This window comes from Streptomyces arenae (assembly GCF_022343545.1).
GTDB classification, from domain to species: domain Bacteria; phylum Actinomycetota; class Actinomycetes; order Streptomycetales; family Streptomycetaceae; genus Streptomyces; species Streptomyces humi.
Genome location: NZ_JAKQYH010000004.1, coordinates 32874 through 55273, shown reverse-complemented (window position 1 = coordinate 55273; position 22400 = coordinate 32874). Strand labels below are relative to the sequence as shown.

The 22400-nt window shown below is 71.3% G+C and carries 18 protein-coding genes and 2 pseudogenes; 9 read left to right on the top strand and 11 right to left on the bottom strand.

The features are described 5' to 3' along the window. Nucleotides 1-142: 142 nt before the first annotated feature. On the top strand, nucleotides 143-598 hold the full coding sequence (locus MB828_RS02400; RefSeq protein WP_301646733.1) for a MarR family winged helix-turn-helix transcriptional regulator: 456 nt from the start codon (nucleotides 143-145) through the stop codon (nucleotides 596-598). Between the two features lie 66 nt (nucleotides 599-664). Further along, nucleotides 665-1264 (top strand): YdcF family protein, encoded by a 600-nt coding sequence (locus MB828_RS02395; RefSeq protein WP_301646732.1) that lies wholly within the window; start codon nucleotides 665-667, stop codon nucleotides 1262-1264. 49 nt (nucleotides 1265-1313) lie between these two features. Here MB828_RS02395 and MB828_RS02390 read toward each other — a convergent pair whose 3' ends face one another. The 6 genes and pseudogenes from MB828_RS02390 to MB828_RS02360 all read right to left on the bottom strand — a co-directional run bounded on the left by MB828_RS02390 (nucleotide 1314) and on the right by MB828_RS02360 (nucleotide 9149). Then, nucleotides 1314-1982: a TetR/AcrR family transcriptional regulator gene (locus tag MB828_RS02390; protein WP_301646731.1), complete on the bottom strand. Its 669-nt coding sequence runs from the start codon at nucleotides 1980-1982 to the stop codon at nucleotides 1314-1316. Further along, on the bottom strand, nucleotides 1979-3988 hold the full coding sequence (locus MB828_RS02385; RefSeq protein WP_301646730.1) for a CocE/NonD family hydrolase: 2010 nt from the start codon (nucleotides 3986-3988) through the stop codon (nucleotides 1979-1981). Before MB828_RS02385 ends, MB828_RS02390 begins: the two co-directional genes overlap by 4 nt. Beyond that, nucleotides 3985-5711, bottom strand: a pseudogene (locus MB828_RS02380) (dipeptide ABC transporter ATP-binding protein). Before MB828_RS02380 ends, MB828_RS02385 begins: the two are co-directional and overlap by 4 nt. Continuing rightward, a complete protein-coding gene (locus MB828_RS02370) occupies nucleotides 5711-6610 on the bottom strand; it encodes an ABC transporter permease (protein WP_301646727.1) in 900 nt (299 codons plus the stop codon). Before MB828_RS02370 ends, MB828_RS02380 begins: the two are co-directional and overlap by 1 nt. After that, a complete protein-coding gene (locus MB828_RS02365; RefSeq protein ID WP_301646726.1) occupies nucleotides 6607-7563 on the bottom strand; it encodes an ABC transporter permease in 957 nt (318 codons plus the stop codon). Before MB828_RS02365 ends, MB828_RS02370 begins: the two co-directional genes overlap by 4 nt. A 2-nt stretch (nucleotides 7564-7565) precedes the next feature. Then, nucleotides 7566-9149, bottom strand: coding sequence for an ABC transporter substrate-binding protein (locus tag MB828_RS02360; protein WP_301646725.1), 1584 nt, complete (start codon nucleotides 9147-9149; stop codon nucleotides 7566-7568). A gap of 277 nt (nucleotides 9150-9426) precedes the next feature. Between MB828_RS02360 and MB828_RS02355 the strand changes: the two genes are divergently transcribed. Both MB828_RS02355 and MB828_RS02350 read left to right on the top strand, forming a co-directional pair. Continuing rightward, entirely contained in the window at nucleotides 9427-10317 is an 891-nt protein-coding gene (locus MB828_RS02355; protein WP_301646724.1) for an NAD(P)-dependent oxidoreductase, read from the top strand. Nucleotides 10318-10545: 228 nt separating this feature from the next. Continuing rightward, nucleotides 10546-10872 carry a hypothetical protein gene (locus MB828_RS02350; RefSeq protein WP_301646723.1) on the top strand — a complete coding sequence of 109 codons (327 nt, stop codon included), beginning with the start codon at nucleotides 10546-10548 and terminating at the stop codon, nucleotides 10870-10872. 135 nt (nucleotides 10873-11007) lie between these two features. Here MB828_RS02350 and MB828_RS02345 read toward each other — a convergent pair whose 3' ends face one another. The 3 genes from MB828_RS02345 to MB828_RS02335 form a co-directional block, all read right to left on the bottom strand. Beyond that, nucleotides 11008-12663 (bottom strand): ricin-type beta-trefoil lectin domain protein, encoded by a 1656-nt coding sequence (locus MB828_RS02345; RefSeq protein ID WP_301646722.1) that lies wholly within the window; start codon nucleotides 12661-12663, stop codon nucleotides 11008-11010. A gap of 202 nt (nucleotides 12664-12865) precedes the next feature. Beyond that, nucleotides 12866-13333, bottom strand: coding sequence for a hypothetical protein (locus tag MB828_RS02340; protein WP_301646721.1), 468 nt, complete (start codon nucleotides 13331-13333; stop codon nucleotides 12866-12868). Between the two features lie 512 nt (nucleotides 13334-13845). Further along, a complete protein-coding gene (locus MB828_RS02335; RefSeq protein WP_301646720.1) occupies nucleotides 13846-14937 on the bottom strand; it encodes an FAD-dependent oxidoreductase in 1092 nt (363 codons plus the stop codon). A 281-nt stretch (nucleotides 14938-15218) separates the two neighbouring features. Here MB828_RS02335 and MB828_RS02330 point away from each other — a divergent pair, with 281 nt between their 5' ends. Both MB828_RS02330 and MB828_RS02325 read left to right on the top strand, forming a co-directional pair. Then, nucleotides 15219-15842, top strand: coding sequence for an MmpS family transport accessory protein (locus tag MB828_RS02330; RefSeq protein WP_301646719.1), 624 nt, complete (start codon nucleotides 15219-15221; stop codon nucleotides 15840-15842). A gap of 190 nt (nucleotides 15843-16032) precedes the next feature. Further along, nucleotides 16033-16662: a hypothetical protein gene (locus tag MB828_RS02325; RefSeq protein WP_343236143.1), complete on the top strand. Its 630-nt coding sequence runs from the start codon at nucleotides 16033-16035 to the stop codon at nucleotides 16660-16662. Nucleotides 16663-16708: 46 nt separating this feature from the next. Here the strand turns inward: MB828_RS02325 and MB828_RS02320 are convergent. Further along, nucleotides 16709-17485 (bottom strand): annotated as a pseudogene (locus MB828_RS02320) (alpha/beta fold hydrolase). Nucleotides 17486-17578: 93 nt separating this feature from the next. Here MB828_RS02320 and MB828_RS02315 point away from each other — a divergent pair. Together MB828_RS02315 and MB828_RS02310 are read left to right on the top strand one after the other, a co-directional pair. Continuing rightward, nucleotides 17579-18424, top strand: coding sequence for a helix-turn-helix domain-containing protein (locus tag MB828_RS02315; RefSeq protein ID WP_301646717.1), 846 nt, complete (start codon nucleotides 17579-17581; stop codon nucleotides 18422-18424). A gap of 53 nt (nucleotides 18425-18477) precedes the next feature. Then, nucleotides 18478-19245, top strand: a complete 768-nt coding sequence (locus tag MB828_RS02310; RefSeq protein WP_301646766.1) for a phosphotransferase — start codon at nucleotides 18478-18480, stop codon at nucleotides 19243-19245. Between the two features lie 4 nt (nucleotides 19246-19249). Here the strand turns inward: MB828_RS02310 and MB828_RS02305 are convergent, their stop codons facing one another. Further along, a complete protein-coding gene (locus MB828_RS02305; protein ID WP_301646716.1) occupies nucleotides 19250-21109 on the bottom strand; it encodes a glycoside hydrolase family 2 protein in 1860 nt (619 codons plus the stop codon). Nucleotides 21110-21342: 233 nt separating this feature from the next. On the opposite strand from MB828_RS02305, the gene MB828_RS02300 reads away from it, so the two are divergent. Then, on the top strand, nucleotides 21343-22392 hold the full coding sequence (locus tag MB828_RS02300; RefSeq protein ID WP_430381318.1) for a LacI family DNA-binding transcriptional regulator: 1050 nt from the start codon (nucleotides 21343-21345) through the stop codon (nucleotides 22390-22392). Nucleotides 22393-22400 lie beyond the last annotated feature (8 nt).

Sequence of the window (22400 nt, the reverse complement as noted above, 5' to 3'; positions counted from 1 at the left end):
AGTTCCATGTACCCGCCGGCCGGCTTCGGGCCGCGTTCGCTGTCCGCGGGGACGAGTGAGGTGGGTGCGCACGACAAGGGCCGCCCAAACCACGGCCACCTGCTAGCGTTGACATTTCAACACTAGGAAGAGGCGCGTTGATATGTCAACAGCGGGAAGTGGTGCCATCGACCCGGACGAGCTCCAGGACGACACCCTGCCCGAGCCCGTCGACCTCTGGTCGGCCTTCAAGCGGGCCCACGAGATCGTCCGAGCCCGCGTGATCGCGGACACCGCCGAGGCGGCGGGCCTGTCCGAGCCGGACCTGACGATCCTCGTCAACCTCGACAAGGCGGGGGGCGCCCTGCGACAGAGCGAACTCGCCGCGTCGCTCGGCTGGGACCGCACACGCATCTCCCACCAGGTCACCCGCATGGGCAAGCGTGGACTCGTCACCCGCGAACGCGCCGACGGTGTCACCGTCACCCTCACCGACGCCGGCCGCCAGGCCGTCACCGCCGTGGGCCCCGGCCTGGACGCCGCGGTACGCCGCCACTTCACCGACAAGCTCTCCGCGCCGGAGATCGAGACGCTCAGCTCCGTGCTCCGCCGGCTGTAGCCTCCGGCACGCCAAGCCCTTCGCGGCCTTTCCCGGCCCGGCACCGAGGTGCCCTAGAGTCGCCGTATGCGGCGAGGAACCGGCGTGGTGATGGCGGGAGTTGCAGCCCTGGCCTGGGGCGAGTGGCTGAACTGGCGTTGGTCTCGGGTACTCGTGGGCAACCGCGAGGGCACCTCCGAGGCCGTGGTCGTGCTGGGCTTCCGGAACCCTCAAGCGACGGCGAACCTCATCAATAGGTGGCGAGTCCGTGTCGGCATTCGCTCCGTCAGCGTTGACGGTACGCACCGGACCGTCGTGGTCTTCAGCGGCGGCGCGATCGGCAGCAGCGTGGCGGAGGCCGAGCTGATGGCCGACTACGCGGTCTCGGTGCGGGAGTTCGACGGCACGGTGCTCCTCGAGGACCGGAGCGCGACGACGTGGGAGAACATCACGAACGTGATCCCGCTGATCGAGGACGTGGACCGCATCAAGATCGCCTCGCAACCGGCTCATGCGCTCAAGGCCCGGGCGTACCTGCGACGACAGCGCCCCGATCTCGCGGAGAAGCTGGTGCGCGCGGACGACTACCGCCCCGGCGAGTGGACGGTCGTCAAGCCGTTGTTGGCGCTGTACGGGCTCTGGACACTCCGCGGCCTCAAGGCCGACGAACGAAGGCCCTTGCGGTAGCCGCCCGCTGCCGTGACGCCCGCTGCCGTGATGCGACCGGCGGCACCGTTCAGGGGCGGTCGCCTCGGGCGGTGAGTTCCGTCTCCACCAGGCGGTTCAGGTGGCGGCGGGCGTCCTCGGTGCTGAGCGGGGGCGACTGGCGCAGCCGCTGGAGAGCGAGACCGTCGGCGAGGGCGGCGAACCGGACGGTGAAACCGTCGAGGTCGTCGCCGCTGAACTCGCCTTCCGCGACGCCCCGTTCTGCCAGCGCGCGGATCTGCCGGTGCCAGGCCGCGTACCGCTCGGCCTGGCCGCGCGCGAAGGCCTCGTCGGTGGCCGGTTCACCCGCGTGCCAGTAGTCGAACCACATCCGCCAGTGCCGGTCGGTGTCCTCGGTGAAGAGGGCCTCGACGAGCAGCCGTAGTGCCTCGGCGCCACTGCCCGCCTGCTCGGCGGCCTCACTGAGCTCCCCGTAATAGCGCTCGATGTGCAGCACCATCGCCTCGGACAGGATCTCCTGCACGCTGCCGAAGTGGTAGGTCACCGTACCGACCGACACCCCGGCCGCGGCGGCGACGTCCCGTACGCCCACCGAGGCGTAGCCGCGCTCCGCGATCAGCGGGACGGCCGCTTCGACGATCAGCCGCCGGCGCACCTCGGTGGGCTGGCGGGTGCGCTCGGCGGCGGCGACGGCCCGGCGCGGTGGCTTCGCGGAGCGCTGCGGCTTGGCGGCGGTCATCCCGACGTCCTCGCGCTGGTGTGGTGCCAGGACCGCTTGACCACTGTCTCTCCGTTCGCCCGTGCCTCGATACGGCTGTCCATGACGAAGTCCGCCGCCGTGGCGCGCAACTCCGTACGCGCCATGATCTCAGCGTCGTGGTCGTCGCCGCGCCGCAGCCGGATCCGCCACTGTGACACGGCGCTCGCGGACAGCGGGTCGCCGGCGCGGATCCGGTACGTCTCCCGTGCGCACTCCTCGTAGCGCAGCCCGTCCGGGTACGTCCGTGATCCCCCGTAGTCGGGGTCGACCTCCAGGGTCCACTCCCCCGCCGCCACGTCGTGCGTGACCAGCCGGGCGGGCCGGACATCGGCGGGCGCGTCGTGGGTGACCGGCAGCGGCGGGGCCTGCTCCGGCTCCTGGAAGGCGATCGGCGGTTCCTCCCCGGCCGCCCGCACCGGCAGCAGCACGGCGCTGTCGGCGGGTACGACCCGCAGTTCGCCGCGCTCGCCGTGCGGCCACACCCAGGGCCAGTAGACGTCGGAGACGGCGACCCGGATGCGGTGTCCGGGCGGGAAGGCGTAGCCGTTTCCGGTGAGTTCGACCTCGACGTCCTCGTAGGTCCCCGGGGTCCACTCCACCACCCTGTCCCGGCCGTGCCGGCTGAGCAGGTTGAGCACTCCGCGGGTGACGAGCGTCGAGGAGCCGTCGGGTGCGACGTCGCAGAGCCGGACGATCACGTGGGCCCGTGCGGTGGCGCTGTCCAGACGGAGCCGGACGCGGGGCCTGCCGAGGATCTCGACGCGCTCGGCGAGGGGCTCGGAGTCGAAGCAGACCGAGCGGCCGTCCTCCTCACGCTGGTCGGGCGGCAGGTCACCGGCGTTGCCGAAGGGGAAGAACCGCCCGGCGTCCACTCCGGTGTGGAGCGGGGAGCGGACGAGGACCGGGGTGCGGCCGCCGGGTGCCAGGGCACGCTCGCTCCAGGTCACCCTCGGGGACGGCCAGTTGTCGTCCCCCACCCAGCGTCCGGGCATCACGTCGTACGAAGTGGCGGGCGGGACGGGGTCGTTGATCCAGGCGCGCAGGAGCGGTTCCCGCATGACGCCCGTGTCCCGGTCCTTGAGGTGCTGGTCCCACCAGCGCAGGGTCTCCTGGAGGAAGCCGATGGCCGGGCCGGGCGGCAGTCCGCGGTCGGGGTACTGGTGGGACCAGGGGCCGAGCAGCCCGCGCACCCGGTCGGCCGGAAGGTGCTCGACGAGGCGGAACACCGTGTCGCGGTACGGGTCGTGCCAGCCGCCGACGGCGAGGACGGCGGCGTCGATGGCCGTGTAGTCCTCGCAGACGCTGCCGTGCTTCCAGTAGGCGTCGCGCTGCTGGTGGTCGAGCCAGGTGTGCAGGAAGGGTTGGAGGGCGTCGAGGCGCTCGCGCCACATGGGGAGCCAGCGGTCGGTGCCGACGTTCGCCGGGTCCGGCGGCCGGGAGGCGAAGGCCAGCATGGTGCCGGCCCAGGCGAGCATGTCGATGCCGAGGACGGCGCCGCCGGTGTAGTGGACGTCGTTGTCGTAGCGGTCGTCGGTGGAGCAGACGGTGACGACCGCCTTGAGCGGTTCGGGCGCGAGTGCGGCTATCTGGAGGGAGTTGAAGCCGCCCCAGGAGATGCCGAACATGCCGACCTTGCCGGTGCACCAAGGTTGGGCGGCGAGCCAGTTGACCACGTCGACGCCGTCGGCGAGTTCCTGGGCGTCGTACTCGTCGCCGGGGGTGCCCTCGCTGTCGCCGTGGCCGCGGATGTCGACGCGGACGGAGGCGTAGCCGTGCCCCGCGTACCAGGGGTGCCGCTGGGCGTCACGGGGCGCGGTCCAGTCACTCTTGCGGTACGGGAGGTATTCGAGCAGTGCCGGTACGGGGTCGGCCTCGGCGTCCGCGGGCCGCCAGATCCGCGCGTGCAGCCGGGTCTCGCCGTCCCGGGTGGGAATCCAGACGTCCTCGCGGACGACCTGGCGCTCGAACTGTTCGCGGTACTTCACGAAACTCCTTCGGCCACGGGGGTGTTGGCGGGCTGCCAGCGGCGGACGCGGTGGCCGTCGCCGAGGTCGGCCCAGATGCCGTCGGTGCCGGCCGCGTCCACCCACTCGGGGGTGTCCTCGGGCAGCGCGGAGGCGTCGGGGTCGGGTTCGAGGGCGGCCGCCATCAGCCGCCGGGTGTACGGGTGGCCGGGCGCGCCGAACACGGCTTCGGTGGGTCCTTCCTCGACCACGACCCCGTGCCGCAGGACGACGACGCGGTCCGCGATGCCGCGCACCACGGCGAGGTCGTGGCTGATGAACAGGCAGGCCAGGTCGCGCTCCCGGCGCAGGTCGTCCAAGAGCCGCAGTACCTCGGCCTGGACGGAGACGTCCAGCGCGGTGGTGATCTCGTCCGCGATCAGGACGTCCGGTTCGCCGGCCAACGCGCGGGCGATGCCGATGCGTTGGCGCTGCCCGCCGGACAGCTGGGCGGGCAGCCGGTCGGCGAGGGCCGGGTCCAGGCGTACGTCGGCGATGAGCCGGCGGGCCTGGTCGGCGGCCTCGGTGCGGCCGGTCGCGGTACCGAAGAACCGGAGCGGGCGGCGGACGGCGTCGCCCACGGAGCGGCGGGGGTTCAGGGAGGTGTCGGCGTTCTGGAAGACGAGCTGGACCCGGCGCCGAAGGGAGAGCGGGCGCTTCGGGGCGGGGCGGGATAGGTCCCCCGCCTCGTGGGTCATGGTGCCGCCGGACGGGCTGCGCAGCCCCGCCAGGGTCCAGGCCAGCGTGGACTTCCCGCTGCCCGACTCGCCGACGAGGGCGAGGACTTCGCCCCGGCGGACGTCGAAGGACACCCCGTGCACGGCACGTGTGCTGCCGTAGTCGATGGTCACGTCGTTCGCGGCGACGGCGACCGGCGAGCCGTCGGGGATGACGGCCCTGGCGCGGACCGTCCGCTCCCCCGCGTCGTTCACGACCGCGAGTCCGGCGTCGTCCAGGCGCGGCACGCTCGCCAACAGCCGTTTGGTGTACGGGTCCTGGGGGGCGGCGAACAGTCGGCGGGTGGCCGCCGCCTCCACCACCCGGCCGGCGTTCAGTACGCACACCTCGTCGGCCATGTGCGCGACCACGCCGAGGTCGTGACTCACCAGCACGGCGGCCAGGCCGAGTTCGTCGCGCAGGGCGGCGATCAGGTCAAGGACGCTGCGCTGGGTGATGACGTCGAGGCCGGTGGTGGGTTCGTCGAGGACCAGGACTTTGGGGCGGGCGGCGATGGCCATGGCGATGGCGACGCGCTGCTGCTGGCCGCCGGACAGTTCGTGCGGGTAGCGGCGGGCGAGTTCGGCGGGGCGCGGCAGGCGGACCTGGTCGAGCAGGTCGACGACCGGCACCTCGCCGCCCGCCTCCTCGATCTGCCGGCCGACGCGCATGGTCGGGGTCAGCGCCTGTCCGGCGTTCTGGCCCACCATGGCGACGGTCCCGCCGCGCAGCCGGCGCAACTCCCGTGCGGGCAGCGCGAACACGTCCGCCCGTCCACGTGCACCCGGCCGCCGGTGATCCGGGAGCCGTGCCGCAGGTGGCCCAGCAGGGTGGCGGCGACGGTCGACTTGCCGCTGCCGGACTCGCCGACGAGGGCTAGGGTCCGGGCCGGCGCCACCTCCAGGGACACCTCGTGGACGACCGGCACCTCGCGGCCTCCCGAACGGTAGGCGACGCGGAGGGAGTCGACGGAAACGACAGAGGTCATCAGGAACCCTCCCTGATCCGGTCCACGCCCCACGCCTTGGCGAGGCCGTCGGCCGCGAGGTTGAGCCCGACCACGAGGGTGGCCAGGGCGATGATCGGGGCCAGGCTCGCCATCGGGACGACGGTGATGGCGGTGCGGTTCTCGGCGACCATCAGCCCCCAGTCGGGGGTCGGCGGGTCGGCGCCGAAGCCGAGGAAGGACAGCGAGGAGATCAGCAGCACCACCCAGGAGGCGCGCATCGCGAACTCGACGCAGACCACGTCGGTGATGTTCGGCAGCACCTCCCGGCGCAGGATCGCCCAGGTGCTCTCGCCGCGGGCGCGGGCGGCGGTCACGTAGTCCATCGGGACGACGGCGAGGGCGGCGCCGCGCACCACGCGGACGACTTGGGGGACGTAGACGACGGCGATGGCGAGGACGATCACCGCGGGTCCGGTGCCGAGGGCGGTGACGACGACCAGCAGGGCCAGGATCGACGGTACGGACAGGATGGCGTCCAGGACCCGGCCGAGCAGGTCGTCGAACCAGCCGCCGCGCAGGGCGGCGGCGCAGCCGACGACCGTGCCGAGAGCGACGGTGACCAGGGTGGCGGCGACGGACACGCCGAGCGCGTACCGGCCGCCGTACAGGACCCGGGCGAGGACGTCACGGCCGTACTGGTCGGTGCCGGCCCAGTGCTGCGGGCTCGGGCCGAGCAGGGCGTGCGAGGCGTCGCCGGTGATCGGGTCGTAGGAGGTGAGCAGCGGGGCCAGCAGCGCGACGAGGACGTGCACGGCGACGACGGCCAGGCCCACCAGGGCGGGGCGGGAGGAGCGCAGGCCACGCCAGGCGCGGGCGACGGCGTGCGGGCCCGCCGGAGTGGCGGCCGTGGTCGCCGGGGTGGTGTCGAGTGCGGTCACCGGGTCCTCCCTCGGGTGCGGAGCCTGGGGTTGAGGGCCATGGCGCCGAGATCGGCAGCGAGGTTGCAGACGACGTAGATCACGGCGCTGACGAGGGCGCTGGCCTGGATGACGGGCAGGTCGCGGTTCTGCACGGAGGAGAGCATCAGCTTTCCGATGCCGGGGTAGTTGAAGACGTTCTCGACGACCGCGACCCCGCCCGCGAGCCAGGCGACGTTGAGAGCGATCACGTGCAGGGTGGGCAGCAGCGCACTGGGCAGCGCGTGCCGGGTGACGATCCGCCAGGTGGACAGGCCCTTGAGGCGGGCGGTGGTGACGAACTCGCCGGCCATCACGTCGATGACGGAGGTACGGGCCATGCGCACGATGTAGGCGGCCATGACCACGGCGAGGGCGAGCGCGGGCAGCCATACGGCGGGGAGGAGTTGGCCGACGCCCGCCTCGGGGCCGTAGAGGACGACGGCGGGGAACCAGGGCAGTGCGACGGAGAAGCACAGCACCAGGACGGTGGCGACGACGAACTCGGGGACGCTCATGCCGACGAGGCCGGCGGTGGAGATGACGTGGTCGGGCCAGCGGTCCCGGTAGAGGCCGGCGAGGACCCCGAGGAACAGGGAACCGGTCACCGCGAACAGGACGGTGACGACGGCGATGAGCGCCGAGTTGCCGAGATACTGGGCGACTTCGCCGCCGACGCCCTTGCCGGAGACGAGGGAGGTGCCGAAGTCCCCGTGCAGGGCGCCCCTGATCCAGTCGAGGTAGCGTTCCCAGGCGGGCCGGTCGAGGCCCAGCTGTGCGCGCAGGGCCGCCACGGCGTCGGGAGTGGCGTCCTTGCCGAGGATCTGGGTGGCCACGTCACCGGGCAGGGCCTGGACGGCGAGGAAGACGAGGACGGAGGAGAGGAACAGGGTGCCGACGGCCGAGGCCAGCCTGCGCAGGGTGAACGACAGCATGCTCAGGCCCCCTTCACGCCGATGTTGAGGTAGTCGAACTCGAAGCCGTGCTCGGCGTAGCCGCGGACGTCGCGGGAGATGCCGACGAGCCGGTCGGCGAACATCGGGGTCATCGCCCCGCCCCGTTCGATCACCAACGTCTGTGCCTCGCCGTAGAGTTCACGGCGTCTCGTGTCGTCGGTCTCGGCGCGGGCCCGGTCCAGGACGGCGTCGAACTCCTTGTCGGACCAGGCGGTCTCGTTGTAGGAGGAGCCGCCGCGGAAGATCTGGGTGAAGAGCTGGTCGACGGGCCGCCCGGTGAACCAGTAGGTGGCCATCAGCGGTTTCTTCATCCAGATCTGCGTGTAGTACGAGTCGGCGGCGGCCGTCTTCACCCGGATCCGGATGCCGGCGCGCTTGGCGGAGTCCTGGTAGGCGAGCGCCATCGGCGTGAACAGCGGGTCGTACGACGAGGTGTAGAGGTCGACGCTCAGGCCGTCGTGCCCGGCCTGCTTGAGGAGGTGGCGGGCCTGGTCGGGGTCGTGCGCGGGGTGGGCGGCGATGTGTGCGGGGTCGGTCGGCGGTACGGGGTTGTCCCAGCCGGCGGTGCCCGCGCCCTGGAGGGCGGCCTTCACGACGTGCTCGGGGTCGTAGGCGAGCTTCATCGCCTGGCGGACGCGGACGTCGGTGAAGGGCTTCTCGGTGGTGAGCATCGGCAGCACGTACCACTGCGCGTCCTTCACCCGGGTGACGGTGGCCCGTTCGGAGGCGGCGACGACGCGGGCGGTGGCGAAGTCGAGGTTGGTCTGGGAGAGCAGGTCCACCTGGCCGGCGAGCAGGGCGTTGGCGCGGGCGGACATGTCGGCGACCGAGTAGAAGGCGATGGCGTCGAGGACCGGGCGGCCGGCCCAGTGGTCCTTGTTCGCGGTGACCCGGCCGGGACCCGCCGGGGCGAAGGACTCCAGCTTGAAGGGGCCGGTGCCGATGCCGGTGCGGCCGATGCCCTTCGCGCTGCCGTCCGGGACGACGTAGCAGTTGTAGTGCGTCAGCAGGCTCGGGAATTCGGCGTTGGGAGTCTTCAGGGGGACGACGAGGGTGTGGGCGTCGGGGGTGCGCAGGGTGGCCGGGTCGACCAGCGGGGCGAGGACGGCGGCCTGGGGTGAGGCGGTCGCCTTGTCGAGGATGTGGCGGAGCGTGTAGGCGGCGTCGGCGGAGGTGAAGGCACGGCCGTCGTGGAAGGTGACGCCCTTGCGCAGCCGGAAGGTCCAGGTGCGGGCCTTGGCGTCGGACTCCCAGGACTCGGCCAGGTCGGGGGCGAGTTCGCCGTCCGCGCCGACGCGAACCAGCCGGTTGTAGAGGGCGCCGAGGTACTCGTACGCCGACAGGGAGCTCGCCGGGTCGAGGGTCTCGGCGTCGGAGGCCGGGGGCCGGGCGATGCGCAGGGTGCCGCCGGGGTCGGGGGTGCCTGTCAGGGCGGCAGCCGTCAGGCCGGGGGCGGCGGCTGCCCCCGTACAGCCGGTGAGCAGCCAGGACGCGCCGAGCGAGGCCGCAGCGGCCGCGCCCGCGGCGAGCACCGAGCGGCGCCCCGGGAGGTGGGTGTCGGGCATGGACCGACCGTCTCTCTCGCTATTCGTTCAGCGGAACGATTGAGTGAAGTCCGTGAACGATAACCAGCGGACGACGTCCGGCCAACCCGTCGGACAGGGAAATTAACCTCGGGACACACACCGGTAACGCACCCCGCCGGACCGTCCCGCAGCCCGGAAGCGAGCGAGACCGGAAGGCACGCCTCCACCAGGGCCGTCGTGCAAGAGTCCGCCCGCTGTTCACGCCGGCTCGCCTTAGGATGCCCGCTGTGAGAACGACTGCCCTGGCGGTGAATCCGTGCCCTCGCGTGTAGCGCTCATCGGCGTCGGCCGTATGGGAACACCTCTGTGCGGACGCTTCGTCGCCGCGGGCCACACGGTGACCGCCTTCGATACGCGTCCCGAACGAGCGGAAGCGGTGCGCTCGTCGGGCGCGGACTGGGCGCCTTCCGGCACGGCGGCCGCGGCCGGAGCGGACGTACTGGTCACCGTGGTGCCGGGGCCCAGCGAGGCCCGGGCGGCACTTCCGGACGCCGTGTTCTCCGCTCTGGCCCCCGGGGCGGTGTGGATCGACATGACGAGCAACGCCCCAGCGGTGGCGGAGGTGTTGCGCGAACGAGCGGAAGCCCATGGCGTCGATGTCCTCGAAGCACCCCTCGGCGGCGGCCCGGCCGACGCCGAACACGGGCGCCTCAAGCTGTTCGTGGGCGGCTCTCCCGAAGTCCTCGACCGGTGCAGGCCGCTGTTGTCGGCCGTGACGACCACGGACCGGATCAGCCACATGGGCGGCCCGGGAACCGGCTACACGACGAAACTCCTCATCAACCTGCTGTGGTTCGGGCAGGCCGCGGCGACCGGCGAGGCCCTGCTGCTGGGACAGCGGGCGGGCGTCGACCTCACGGTCCTGCGTGACACGCTGGCCGGCAGCGCGGCCGGGAGCGACTTCGTCCGCAGGGACCTGTCGGCCCTGTTCGCCGGGGACTACCTCCCTTCCTACGGACTCGACCGCATCCACGACCAGCTCGAGGTCATCACGGGTCAGGCCCGCGACCTCGGCACCCCGCACGAACTGGCCGACGCGGTGCTGCGGCTCCACCGGCGGGCCCTGGAGCGCTTCGGACCTGTGGACGGCGAACTTCTCGCCGTGGCCCTCTTGGAGGAAGTCGCCGGCACACTGCTGCGTCCCTGACCGGGGCATGAGTGAGTGTCAGGTCCATCATGCCTGCTCGGAGGGTGCTTTCGGTAGGACGGAGCACACGTCCGTTCAGGCTTGTCCGGGGTGCCGGCCTGCCCGCAGACTCGTCGTCATCCACTCTCCGACGTCCGTGTCGGCATCCGCTCCCGGGTGTCGGCGCGTTCGTCGTGCTGTCCCGTCGCGGGACGGGTGCGGGCGGGGGTGGGGACCGGAGGGGGATCGATGGATCAGGACATCGTCATGCGGGCGAGGGTCCAGTTGCTGAGTGCCAACCAGCGGGTGGTGCGAGGCACCGAGGGGTTGCGGATCTACCGTCTGCTGACGCGGGTCGAGCCGGAGGTGTACGGGTCGAAGCTGGCGTACGTCCTGGTGGAGGCCAGCTTCTCGGAGCTGGTGCGCAACCTGCCCGAGCAGCGGCTGGCGCTGTTGGAGGAGGCGGTGACGGTGGCATCGGCCCTGGATGCGGGGAACCCCTATCGGGCCAGGGTCCTGGCCAAGGCACTTGCCGCCAGGCGGGAACTCGCAGTGCGGCAGGCACAGGAGATGTGAGACGGACGGTGCGGTTCTGAACGGGCCGCCGCCGCGTCGAAGGGCCGCACGGGTGAGGTGCGGCCCTTCGAGGTCCCCGACGTCAGTTCACGCCAGGTCCGGACAGGGGCTTCCTCCGGCGGTCGTGATCCCCTGTCACGCCAGGGCGAATTTCTGGGCCGCGGCGCTGTTGCAGTCCCAGATCTGGAGGCGTGTGCCGTTCGCGGTGGCACCCGACGGCGAGTCGATGCACCGGCCGGTGGTCGGGTTGGATATCGAACCGTCGGCGTTGGCCACCCAGTTCTGGTAACCGCCGCCGTTGCAGTTGGCCAGCTGGAGCTTGGTGCCGGCCGCGTTCACCCCGCCCGCGATGTCCAGGCACTTGCCCAGGGTGCGCAGGGTCTGGCCGCTCCAGGTCCACTTCTGGTCGAGGGAGGTGGCCTGCTGGCAGTCCCACAGCTGGACCGCGGTGCCGTCGCCGCCGGTGTCGTCACCCGCCACGTCCACGCATTTGCCGCCCGGTCCGTAGATCGGGGTTCCGATGGCGAACTGCTGGGCGCCGGAGCCGTTGCAGTCCCAGATCTGGAGGCGTGTGCCGTTCGCGGTGGCTCCCGACGGCGAGTCGACGCACCGGCCGCTCGTCGGGTTCCGCAGCGTGCCGTCGGACTGCCGCACCCATGACTGGTACCCGCCGCTGTTGCACGTGGCGAGCTGCAACTTGGTACCCGCGGCGCTGTTGCCGCCGGCGATGTCCAGGCATTTGCCGAGGGTCTGCAGGGTCTGGCCGCTCCAGGTCCAGTGCTGGTCCTTGGCCGCCGACTGGCAGTCCCACAGCTGCACCGCGGTCCCGTCGCCGCCGGTGTCGTCACCGGCCACATCGACACACTTGCCGCCCGGTCCGGTGATCGTCTGGCCGGTCACCGAACCGCCGCCGCCTCCGGAGCCGGGTGCCTTGTTGTAGACGGCCACCGAGTCGATGACCAGTTTGCCTCCGGAGACCGTGGACGCGTTCGGGCCGCCGCCGAAGGCGTCCGGGAAGCCGCCGCCGATCGCCAGGTCGTAGATGATGAAGAAGGGGTGGTCGACCGCGTCGGACCAGGTCGTCGCGTCCACCTGGTTGGCGTTGACGGTGAAGAAGTTGTTCCCGTCGAGGTAGAACCGGATCTGCTCCGGCGACACCGAGCGGTCGATCTCCGCCGCGTAGTCGTGGAAGCCGGTCTGGCAACCCGAACAGGCCCGTTCGCCCGAGCCGATGCCGGTCGACTCGTTGCACGGGCCGCCCGGGTTCACGCCGCAGTGCAGGGTGCTGAAGACGGAGCTGCGGCCGTTGATGTCCTCCATGATGTCGACCTCGCCGGACTTCGGCCAGGTCACACCGTCGCGCAGCGGTGCGCCGAGCATCCAGAACGCCGGCCAGTAGCCCGCGCCGTTGGCGGTGGTGACGTTGGGCTGCTGGAGGACGGATTCGATGCGTACGACGCCGCCGGCCGGGGCGCCGAAGCCCGCCGACTGCGTCTCGACGCGTCCGGAGGTCCATCCGCTGCGGGCGTCGGAACCCGAGTGCAGGGCCTGGAGCACCAGATGACCCTGGCCGTCGTAGTAGACGTTCGAGGTGCTGTTGGTCATGGTCTCGATCTCACCGGTGCCGAAGTTGCTGCCCGGTCCGGTGTCGTACTTCCACAGGCTCTGGTCGATGCCGGTCCCGGACGCGCCGTTGAAGTCGTCGCTCCACGTGAGCGTGAAGCCCGACGGCGTCGGGGGCACCGCCGCCTGGGCGTTCGGCGTCAGGGTGAGGGTGGTCGCCACGGTCACGACAGCGACGGGAACCAGAGTCAGCGCTCTCTTCCACTTGCCGCGCCGTGACCTTGCAAAGGGAAGTTGCATTCGTCCGACCTCCGAAGAACAGACAGGCCCAGGGCAAGCGGCCGGCCTCGTCAACACACGTGATGGTTGGTGGTGTTGAGCTGTGTGAGGTTCTGCGCGGGGCAGACGCTATTGGACCAGACCAATACCGTCAAGGGTGGAGCCGAAGAGCTTCGGCCCGAACGTCGGCGTCGACTTGTGCCACCGTCCTGTCGCCGTACGCGAGGACGTCGTACTCGTCGTCCAGGCTGGCGAGTTGTTCGGTCAGGGGCAGTTCGTGACCGAAGCGCTGATGGATTCGGAAAGCCAGCTCGCGCGGCGTCATCTCGCCTGCCAGCATCCGGGCGGCAAGCGCCCGTGCGACTGCCTCCTGTCCGGCAAGACTGCCCACCGGGTGGAAGGTGAGGCCCAGTTCGTCGAGTACCTGGGGCAGGAGATCAGGGACGTCGTAGTCCGCTTCTGCGCGTGTGCACGCGGCCAGCATCCGCAGGGCGGGACTGTCGAGACCGGCGACGAGCGCATCGCAGGCACAGGTGACGACATCGGCTGCACGGACCTCGCCCATGCTCCAGAGCGCGGCATGGTCCTGCAGGGCCAGTGCCGCTGCTTGGGTCGTCATCACCCGTCCATGATCTTGCATGTGCCTCGCCATGGCGAACGGGGCACCCACACGCGGGGCCGACCGGCCCGGGTTCCTGCGCGCCTGCGGCCCGCCCCTGTGCATCCGGGGCGGGCCGCTGACGTGTGCGTGGTCGTGGAGGGGTGGTCGCCTTCGCGGCGAAAGGCTCCATGAGGCTTCAGCCGAACGATCGTCCTCATGGGCAATAGGTGAGGCCCGGGGACACTGTCCCCTCCACGACCACACCCTCCACAACACGGGCAGGCGGTCGGGCATTCCCGGTAGGCGACAACAGCCCCGCCTACCGCAGGGGGCGTCCGTCAAACAGTGCGGGTCCGCCCGCATCATGCGGACGGACCCGTGATCGAGCGCCGGGCAGGCCTTGCACCTGCATTTCCCCGCAGGAAGCGGGGCGTCTTTCCTTGGACCACCAACGCGTGGCCGGCACACCGGAGTTCGGTGACCAGCTCAAGATCCATCATAGCCCATCGCCCGAGTGACGTCCGCTGCGCCTACCGCGCGGGGCGGTTCAGGCGGAAGCGGGGGTGGGGTGCGGTACGGCCGGTGGCCAGGTCCGCCGCCAGTGCGCCGATGAGCGGGGTGAACTTGGCGCCGTGACCGGAGCACGGGGAGACGACGACGAACGGCCCGTGCCGGTCCAGGACGAAGTCCTCGTCGGGCGTGCTGGTGTAGAGACAGGTGGCCTCGGCCACCGGGTCCGGGTCGAGGCCGGGCAGCCAATCGCCGACGAAGCCGCTCACCCTGCTCCGGGACGACGCGTCGACGATCCCGCTGCGGGTACGGGCGGTGGTGGGCGTGCCCCGGTCGTGCTCGGCGACCTTCACCGCGGGAAACAGACCTCCGTCGATCCCGGACGGCAGCCCGTAGAGCTGTAGCTCCCCGTCCCAGACCAGGGTGGGCCACTGGACCTCGGGATCGCGCTGGCGGAAGTGGAAGACCTGCTGCTGGGTCACCCGCAACGAGGGCAGGGGGACGGGTAGTCGGAGCTCGGGCAGCCAGGCTCCGGCGGCGATCACCACCGTGTCGGCGACGATCTCCCGGTCCTCGCCCACCCGTAGCAGCACCCGCCCGTCGGCCTGGGTGTCGATGCCGGTGACCCGGGCGCCGAGAACCACCTCAGCGCCGTGCTCCGCCACCCTCCGCACGCACGCCCGGACGGTGGCGTCCGCGTCGACCACACCGGCGTCCGGGTGGTACAGCACCGGTCCCGTGACACGGATGTGCGGCCAGCGTTCCGCCGCGGCTTGCGCGCCGAGGAGTTCATGGGGGACCCCGGCCGCGTCGAGCAGCGCGGCCATCGCCTGCGGGTCCCGGCGCTCGCCCATGTCCAGGCCCCCGGTCTTGCGCAGCAGGCCGGTGGAACTGTCGTCCTCCAGTACCCGCCACTCCTCCTCGGCCTGCCCGGTCAGCTGGATGTAGAAGGGGTCGCCGTACGCCCGTCGGAAGATCCGTGAGCTGCCGTGCGAGCTGCCGTGCCGGTGCCCGATGTCGTACGCCTCGACCAGGGTGACCTCATGGCCACGGCGCGCCAACTGCCAGGCGGTGGCCGCACCCATGAGGCCGGCGCCGACGACGGTGATCACAGTCCCTCCCCAGGAACCCGGTTGGTACCCGCTAGCGGGACGCGGACCATGGCCGCGGACTCGATGGTAGATGCAACCGGATCTTCCGGTTGCAGGGGCGTCGGCAGCCGACAACCACCCCGCCGTCGAGTTCGGCGTCCCCGTCGTGAGGGCTCCAAGCCACCCCTCCTCGTTGAGGCTTCACATTTCGTTACGGTTTCATCACCTCGACTTCATGAGTCTTACATCTTTCTCACCTTCCCCGTTACGGTCATGCCTCCACGAACGTCTCAGGGGGACGCATGTCGTACAACCAACCGCCGCCGCCGGACTCTTCGGGCTGGGGCCAGGTGCCGCCACCGCCTCCGTTCCCGCCCCAGCCGGCCGGCGGCCCGAAGTGGGCGCGCAAGAGGGTCGTCATTCCCGCGGCCGTGCTCATCCTCTTCCTGGGTGTGGGGATCGGTTCCTCCGGCAGTGACCAGAAGACGGCCGCTGACGCCAAGCCGGCACCGCGCGTCACCGTCACCGAAACCGCCAAGGGCGAGGCCGAGCCGGCTCCGACAGTGACCGTCACGAAGACCGCGAAGGCCAAGGTGGCCAAGGCGACACCGAAGAAGACGAAGGACACGACGGCGACGGCGGCCGACCAGGTGGTGTTCAAGGTGTGGGGCAGCGCCCCGGCCGGCACGGACATCACCTACGGCAGTGACACCGACAACCTGCAGGGTTCCGGCCTGCCGATGACGAAGACCCTGAAGCTCACCGACGACGCCATGTACTTCCAGGTGACCGCGCAGCTTCAGGGCGGCGGCGACATCCACTGCTCCGTGACCGTGGAGGGGCAGACGAAGAAGGGGCACGCGGCCGGCGGATACAACATCTGCTCCGCACAGCTCAGCAGCGACTTCCTCGGCGGCTGGAACTAGACGCAGGCAGAACGAGCCCTCACTCGCGCCGCCGGAGCGGCGCGAAGCGGCGCGGTGAGCGCTCGTTCGTGTGACGACCCGGCGGCACGGCCTCACGTTTTTCCACGTGTGCTCTACCGTGTCCGCCTGAACAGGTACTACTCAGGGGGAATCAGTGCAATCCCGCGCAATCAGTGCCACCTTGCTGTGTGTGGCAGCCATCAGTGTCACCGCCTGCGAACCGGCCGACACCAACAGCTCGGGAAAGAACCCCGTCGCGACGACCGCACCGGCCAGGACGACCAGCAGTCCCGCCAACGACCCCAGCGACCCCAGCGACCCCAAGGACGCCGGTGTCGTCAGCAAGGCGGTGCTGAACTTCGTCGGCATGGGGCTCCAGTCGGCGCAGGACACCGCCCAGCAGAACGGCTTCTACGTCCTCAAGTCCCATGACGCGCTCGGCCGGGACCGGATGCAGGCGTTCGACCGCAACTGGAAGGTGTGTTCCCAGAACATCGCCGCGGGCAGGACCGTGCCTACGGACACCACCCTGGATTTCGGGACGGTGAAGCTTGAAGAGACCTGCCCGGCGAAGGACGAGAAGCCCCCGTCCGCGGAGGGCGGAAAGCTTCCCGACTTCAAGGGGAAGTCGGTGAAGGCCGCGCGCGCAGCCCTCGATCCGAGCACGTCCTTCAGCGTGAAGGACGCCTCGCCAGAGGCGCGATGGGTGCTCGTCGAGTCCAACTGGGAGGTCTGCACCCAGTCCCCCCAGGCAGGCACCGCGATCAACGGGCAGCCGGTGTCGGTCACCGCGGTGAAGTTCGGCGAGACCTGCCCTTAGCCGCCCCGAAGCGCCCCGCGCGCCGCGGCGGGCGGGGCGCTGATGGTCAGGCTGCCGGTGCGAAGGCCTTGATGGCGTCGACGAGGTCGGCCGGGACTTCCAGCGGGATCAGGTGACCGGTGTGCGGGATCACCACGAAGTCGGCCTGGGGAAGATACGGCACCAGGTTGCGACGGAGCACATCGGCCGGCTCGACCTGGTCGCTCTCTCCGGCGATCACGAGGGCGGGAACGCTGACCATGCGCGTGTGCTCGGTGATGTCCTGCGCGATGCCGCGCAGCGGCCACTCGGTGCGGGCGGCCTCGGCGACGGTCCGCGAGTCGGCCACGATCTGCGCCTTGACCGACGCGGGCAGCTCGGTCGCGGTGAGGATGTGGTCCCGGGCCCCGGCGACGGACTCGGGAGAGTCGTAGGCGTGGGAAAGAGCTTCCCGGTACTCGTCGGTGATCTGTGCGGCGGGCTTCGCCGGACCGGAGCCGACCAGGACGATGCCGCGCAGGCCGGCGGGCCTGGTGGCCGCGACCAGCTGCGCGACCTTGCCGCCCATCGAGTGCCCCACCAGGACTTATTGGGTGACCCCCGCGTCGGCCAGCACGGCAAGCGTGTCGTCGGCGAGCTGACCGAGCGTGTAGGGGCCGGGCAGACCGCTCGACCGGCTCCACCCACGGAAGTCGACCGTGAGCGTGTCACGGTCCGCGAGGCGGTCGACGACGAGGTCCCAGGTCCGGGCGGAACCACCCCAGTAGTGCAGGAACACCAGGGTCGGGCCGGCCCCGGGCCGGTGGTCGTAAGCGGGCAGCTGCGTCTGCTGCGTCGTGTTCACGGTGAGCTCTTCCGGTCGTGTGCTGGGCGATCGCCCCTTGTCTCCAGTGAACTCGCCGGGCCCGTTCGAGGCATCGGCGCGACTGGTCGCCGGATGGTGAAAAATGGACTCGTGCGTGTGATCCGGCAGATGACCTACCAGCCCCCGGGGCACCGCGCCGCCGCGGTCGAGACGATGACGTTCGAGCGCCTCCGTGAGCTGAACGACGGCGGGACGCAGCGCGCCGACTTCCATGTCCTCGCCGTCGTCGACGCCGGGCGCGGCACGGTCACGGTGGACTTCCTCCGCCACCCGCTCGAGGAGCGGTCCGCGGTGTGGATTCCACCCGGCGCCGTTCACCGGTGGGACGACATCGCCGGTGTGGCCGGCCACCTGGTGCTGTTCGTGCCGACCGCGCCGGTCACGCACGCCACCCGTGAGCTCGTCGCGTCCCCGGACCTCGTCGCGCACTGGAGCGTCCCCGACACCGACTGGCCCTTCGTTCGAACGGCGCGCGACCATCTGGTCCTGGAGGCGTCCGCCCCGCCCGGGAACGCCCCGGCGGAGCTGCCCCGGATCCTGCTCTCCGCGCTCATCGCCCGGCTGCGGCCACCGCACGCCCAGGCAGGGTTCACACACCCGGTGTTCCCGTTGTTCCGCGCCAGTGTCGAGGCGCACTTCCGGGAGCATCATGCGGCCGGCTACTACGCCCGTACCTTGGGATACGCGCCCCGCACCCTGTCACGAGCGGTGCAGCAGGTCACCGGCCGCACCGCGAAGGCGTACATCGTCGACCGGATCGTCCTGGAGGCCAAACGGCTCCTTGCCCACGACGGCCTCACCGCGGCTCGCTGCGCCACCGCGCTCGGCTTCCCCGACGCCTCGAACTTCTCGGTGTTCTTCCGCAAGGCGACAGGCATGCGCCCGGGTGCGTGGCAGGCGGCGGTGACGGTAGCGTGATCGGCGTGACGGCTGACGGGGCGGCGGCGGCGGGTGAGGCCCTGGTCGGTGGCATGGTGAACGTGGGCGCGGTCTTCCGCCACGGTGCCCTGGTGGAACGCCCCGCGCCGCCCACCGCACGCGCCCTCCATGCCCATCTCCTCGCGCTCGCCGAGCACGGGTTCGACGGGGCTCCGAGGCCGGTCCGTCTGACGGCGGACGGCCGGGAGCAGCTGACCTTCGTACCGGGCGACGTCGCTCTCCCGCCGTTTCCGCGCTGGGTGATGTCCGAGAGCGCGCTGCGATCGGTGGGAGGACTGCTGCGGCGCCTGCACGATGCCGGCAGGGCTGTCGGCGTCGACCCGTCGGCCGAGTGGCCCCGAGCCCTCGCCGACCCGGAGGGCGGGACGATGCTGTGCCACAACGACGTGTGCCCGGAGAACGTCGTCTTCCGCGACGGCCGTGCCGTGGCGCTGATCGATTTCGATCTGGCGGCTCCCGGCCGCGCGGTGTGGGACGTCGCCATGACCGCCCGCTACTGGGTTCCCATGCTCGATCCCACGTCCGCGGCGGTTCGCCATCCAGCGGGGCTGGATGCCCGGGCACGGCTGCGGATCCTCGCCGACGGTTACGGCCTTTCCCCGCGGGAGCGCGCTGAACTGCCCGGCGTCGTCGAACAGGCCACCGCGTCCTGCCGGGCCTTCGTAGCCGACCGGGTGGCCGAGGGTGACCCCGGCTACGTCCGGGCGCTGTCCGAGGGCGGTGGCTGGCAGCGCTGGGACCGTATCCAGGAGTGGCTGGCGGTCCATCGCGGGTCGTTCACGGCTGCCCTGTTGAGCTGAGGGGCTACGTCAAAGGCGCCTCGTCGGCCGAGGGGTCGGGCTTCTCCTCGGGGGTGGGCTCGGTGCCGGTGACGATGTGGTGGATCGTGTCCAGCGGGAGCTTCGGCGAACCGTCGGGGTAGAGGAGGCCGTTGGTCTCCTGGGCGGTGTCCATGAACTGCGTGTAGCAGAAACCCGCGACGATCGGGCTGGTGTGCAGGACCTTGAAGATGTCGCCGAGCAGGGCGGCGTACTGGGTGTCGGAGCTGGTGCGGGTGTAGGAGAACTCGTCCTCCTCGGCGCCCACGGACAGCCCGCCGAACTCGGTGACCATGAGCGGGGCTTCACCGGCACGGTAGCGCTCCGTCTGCCGTGCGGTGAGGGCGACGACGCGTCCGGCCGGGCCCGGTGAGGCGAGCAACGCCTCGAACCCGTCGGTGTCTCCGTAGCGGCGGGTGAGCAGTTCGGGGTCGGAGGAGTAGTCGTGCACACCCATGATGTCGCTGTCGGTGTGCTCCCAGCCCTCGTTGGACATGACCGGACGGGTCGGGTCCAGCGCGCGGGTCAGGTTGGCGAGGGCGACCGTGTAGGCCTGCTGCGCGGGGGAGTTGGCGATGTCGGAGCAGCCCCAGCTCTCGTTGACCGGCACCCAGGTGACGATCGAGGGGTGGCTGCGGTCGCGCCGGACCAGGTCCAGCCATTCGCGGGTGAGCAGTTCGACGGCCTCGGTGCCGTACTCGTACGCGGCGCCGGTCTCGCCCCACACCAGCAGGCCCAGCCGGTCGGCCCAGTACAGGAAGCGGGGGTCCTCGGCCTTCTGGTGGATGCGGACCGCGTTGAAGCCCATCGCCTTGATCAGCTCGACCTCGCGGCGCAGTTCGGCGGTGCCGGAGTTCGCGATCAGGGTGTCGGGCCGGTAGCCCTGGTTGAGTACCGAACGTACGTAGTAGGGGCGGTCGTTGAGGAGGAAGGCGCCACGGCCGACGCCGGCGCTGCGCAGGCCGACGTAGCTGTCGACGGTGTCGAGCACCTCGGAGGTGGCCGCGTCGCGGACGGTCACCCGCGCGTCGATCAGGGTGGGCCGCTCGGGGCTCCACAGCAGGTCCTCGCGGTCGATGCCGTTGCGCAGGGCGGGGACGACGAGGTCGACGCGGCTGCGCGGGGTGCGGACCGAGGTGACGGACTCGGCGAGGGTCTTGCCGTCGTGGGTCAGGACGATCTCCACGGTCACCGGGGCGGCCGGCACCGAGGCCAGGGTGATCTCGGCCTCGACGCCCCGCGCCGGGTCGGGGATCCAGGCCAGGTCGGTGAGGTGCTGGGCGGCGACGGTCTCGGTCCACACGGTCTGCCAGATGCCGGTGGTCCGCTCGTACCAGACCGCGTGCGGCCGGTCCTGCCAGTCCTGCTTGCCGCGCGGCTGTGCCAGGTCGGCCGGGTCGTCCTCGGCGCGTACGACGAGCACGTGCTCGTCGGCGCCGGGGCGCAGCGCGTCGGTCACGTCGGCGGTGAACGGCGTCTGGCCGCCGACGTGTTCGGCGACCAGCCGGCCGTCCAGCCAGACCCTGGCCCGGTGGTCGACGGCTCCGAAGTGCACCAGTGCCCGCTCGCCGCCGCTGACGGCGAGGACCTCGTGGGGTATCCGGCGGCGGTACCAGACCACCGCGTGCGCGGCGGTCTCGCCGATGCCGGAGGCGGGGGCCTCGGGTGGGAACGGGACGGTGATCTCCCGGTCGAACGGGCCCGTCGTCCCCTCGGAGAACCACTGCTCGCGCTCGCCCTCGCGGGCGTCGTCGTAGCCGAACTCCCAGACGCCGTCGAGGCTGTGCCACCGTTCCCGGCGCAGGATCGGCCTCGGATACGTCCCGTCCTGCTCGCTCGCCCTCACGGATCCTCCTCCTGCCCTTTTCCGGAATTCCCGGCATGGGCGTTTACGGGTTCGAAGCCCTGCCATCATGAGTGATCTTTTGCATCGATGCAAGACTCGGGTGAGGTACGAGGATGAGGTCGCCGCTCACCGGTGCGGCAGACTCTGAGGGCCGTCGGGCGCCCGACGGAGGTCACCCGGCGGGCGCCGGTGGCGGCAGGACGGGAAGGAGGCCCCCAGTGGCCAGAGTGCGGATGCGGGACGTGGCCGAGCACGCCGGGGTGTCGGTGCGGACGGTGTCGAACGTGGTCAGCGGCTATCCGCACGTCAGCCCGGACACCCGCGCCAGGGTGCAGCGCTCGCTCGACGAGTTGGGCTACCGCATGGACTACCTGGCCCGCGGCCTGCGTTCGGGCCGCACCGGTTTCATCGCGCTGGCGGTGCCGTTCGTCGCCGAGCCCTACTTCGCCGAACTGGCCCAGGCCGTCATCCGGGCCGCGGGACGGCGCGGCATCACGGTGCTCGTCGAGTCGACCGCGGGCGACAGCGAGGTGGAGCGGCGGATCATCGAGGGCGGTCTGACCAACGTCGCCGACGGCGTGCTGCTGAGCGCCCTGACCCTGCCGGCGGCCGACGTCGCCGCCAAGAAGCCGGACTTTCCGCTGGTCATGCTGGGCGAGCACAGTGTCGGTGACCAGTTCCCGCGGGTCGGCATCGACAACGTCGCGGCCGCCCGCACCGCCGTCGAGCACCTGCTGGAGCAGGGCTGCCGCCGGATCGTCGCGCTCGGCCGCAACGGCAGCGAGAACGGCCGCCAGCGCACCGAGGGGTACGAGCAGGCGATGTCGGCGGCCCGGGTGCGGCGGGTGAACTGGCTGGTCGTACCGGTCGAGGACTGGACCAGGGACCAGGGCCACGAGGCCGTGCGGGAGCTCCTGGAGGGCGACGGCCCGCTGCCGGACGCCGTCTTCGCCTTCAACGACGCGCTCGCCGTCGGTGCGCTCCGGGCCCTGGACGCCTCAGGGGTGCGGGTGCCCGAGGACGTGGCCGTCGTCGGCATCGACGCCATCCAGGAGTCCGCCTACACCCATCCGCCGCTCACCTCGGTCGCCCCCGACCTCGACGCGATCGCCGAGCGCTCACTGGCCCTGCTGGAGGAGCAGATGCAGGCTCCGGGAGACACCGGCAGGACCGCGCCCGGAGAGGACACGCAGGCGGGAGTGGTCCTGGCGGCACCCCAGGAGGCCACGCCGTACCGGCTGATCGTCCGGGAGTCCTCGCGCCGCGGGCCCGCCCAGGAGTGACCGGGGGG

Bases quoted from the DNA above. Each gene is read 5' to 3' on its own strand.
- MB828_RS02400 (WP_301646733.1), top strand. From the start codon at position 143: ATGTCAACAGCGGGAAGTGGTGCCATCGACCCGGACGAGCTCCAGGAC.
- MB828_RS02395 (WP_301646732.1), top strand. From the start codon at position 665: ATGCGGCGAGGAACCGGCGTGGTGATGGCGGGAGTTGCAGCCCTGGCC.
- MB828_RS02390 (WP_301646731.1), bottom strand. From the start codon at position 1,982: ATGACCGCCGCCAAGCCGCAGCGCTCCGCGAAGCCACCGCGCCGGGCC.
- MB828_RS02365 (WP_301646726.1), bottom strand. From the start codon at position 7,563: ATGCTGTCGTTCACCCTGCGCAGGCTGGCCTCGGCCGTCGGCACCCTG.
- MB828_RS02360 (WP_301646725.1), bottom strand. From the start codon at position 9,149: ATGCCCGACACCCACCTCCCGGGGCGCCGCTCGGTGCTCGCCGCGGGC.
- MB828_RS02350 (WP_301646723.1), top strand. From the start codon at position 10,546: ATGGATCAGGACATCGTCATGCGGGCGAGGGTCCAGTTGCTGAGTGCC.
- MB828_RS02340 (WP_301646721.1), bottom strand. From the start codon at position 13,333: ATGACGACCCAAGCAGCGGCACTGGCCCTGCAGGACCATGCCGCGCTC.
- MB828_RS02330 (WP_301646719.1), top strand. From the start codon at position 15,219: ATGTCGTACAACCAACCGCCGCCGCCGGACTCTTCGGGCTGGGGCCAG.
- MB828_RS02315 (WP_301646717.1), top strand. From the start codon at position 17,579: ATGGTGAAAAATGGACTCGTGCGTGTGATCCGGCAGATGACCTACCAG.
- MB828_RS02310 (WP_301646766.1), top strand. From the start codon at position 18,478: ATGGTGAACGTGGGCGCGGTCTTCCGCCACGGTGCCCTGGTGGAACGC.
- MB828_RS02300 (WP_430381318.1), top strand. From the start codon at position 21,343: ATGCGGGACGTGGCCGAGCACGCCGGGGTGTCGGTGCGGACGGTGTCG.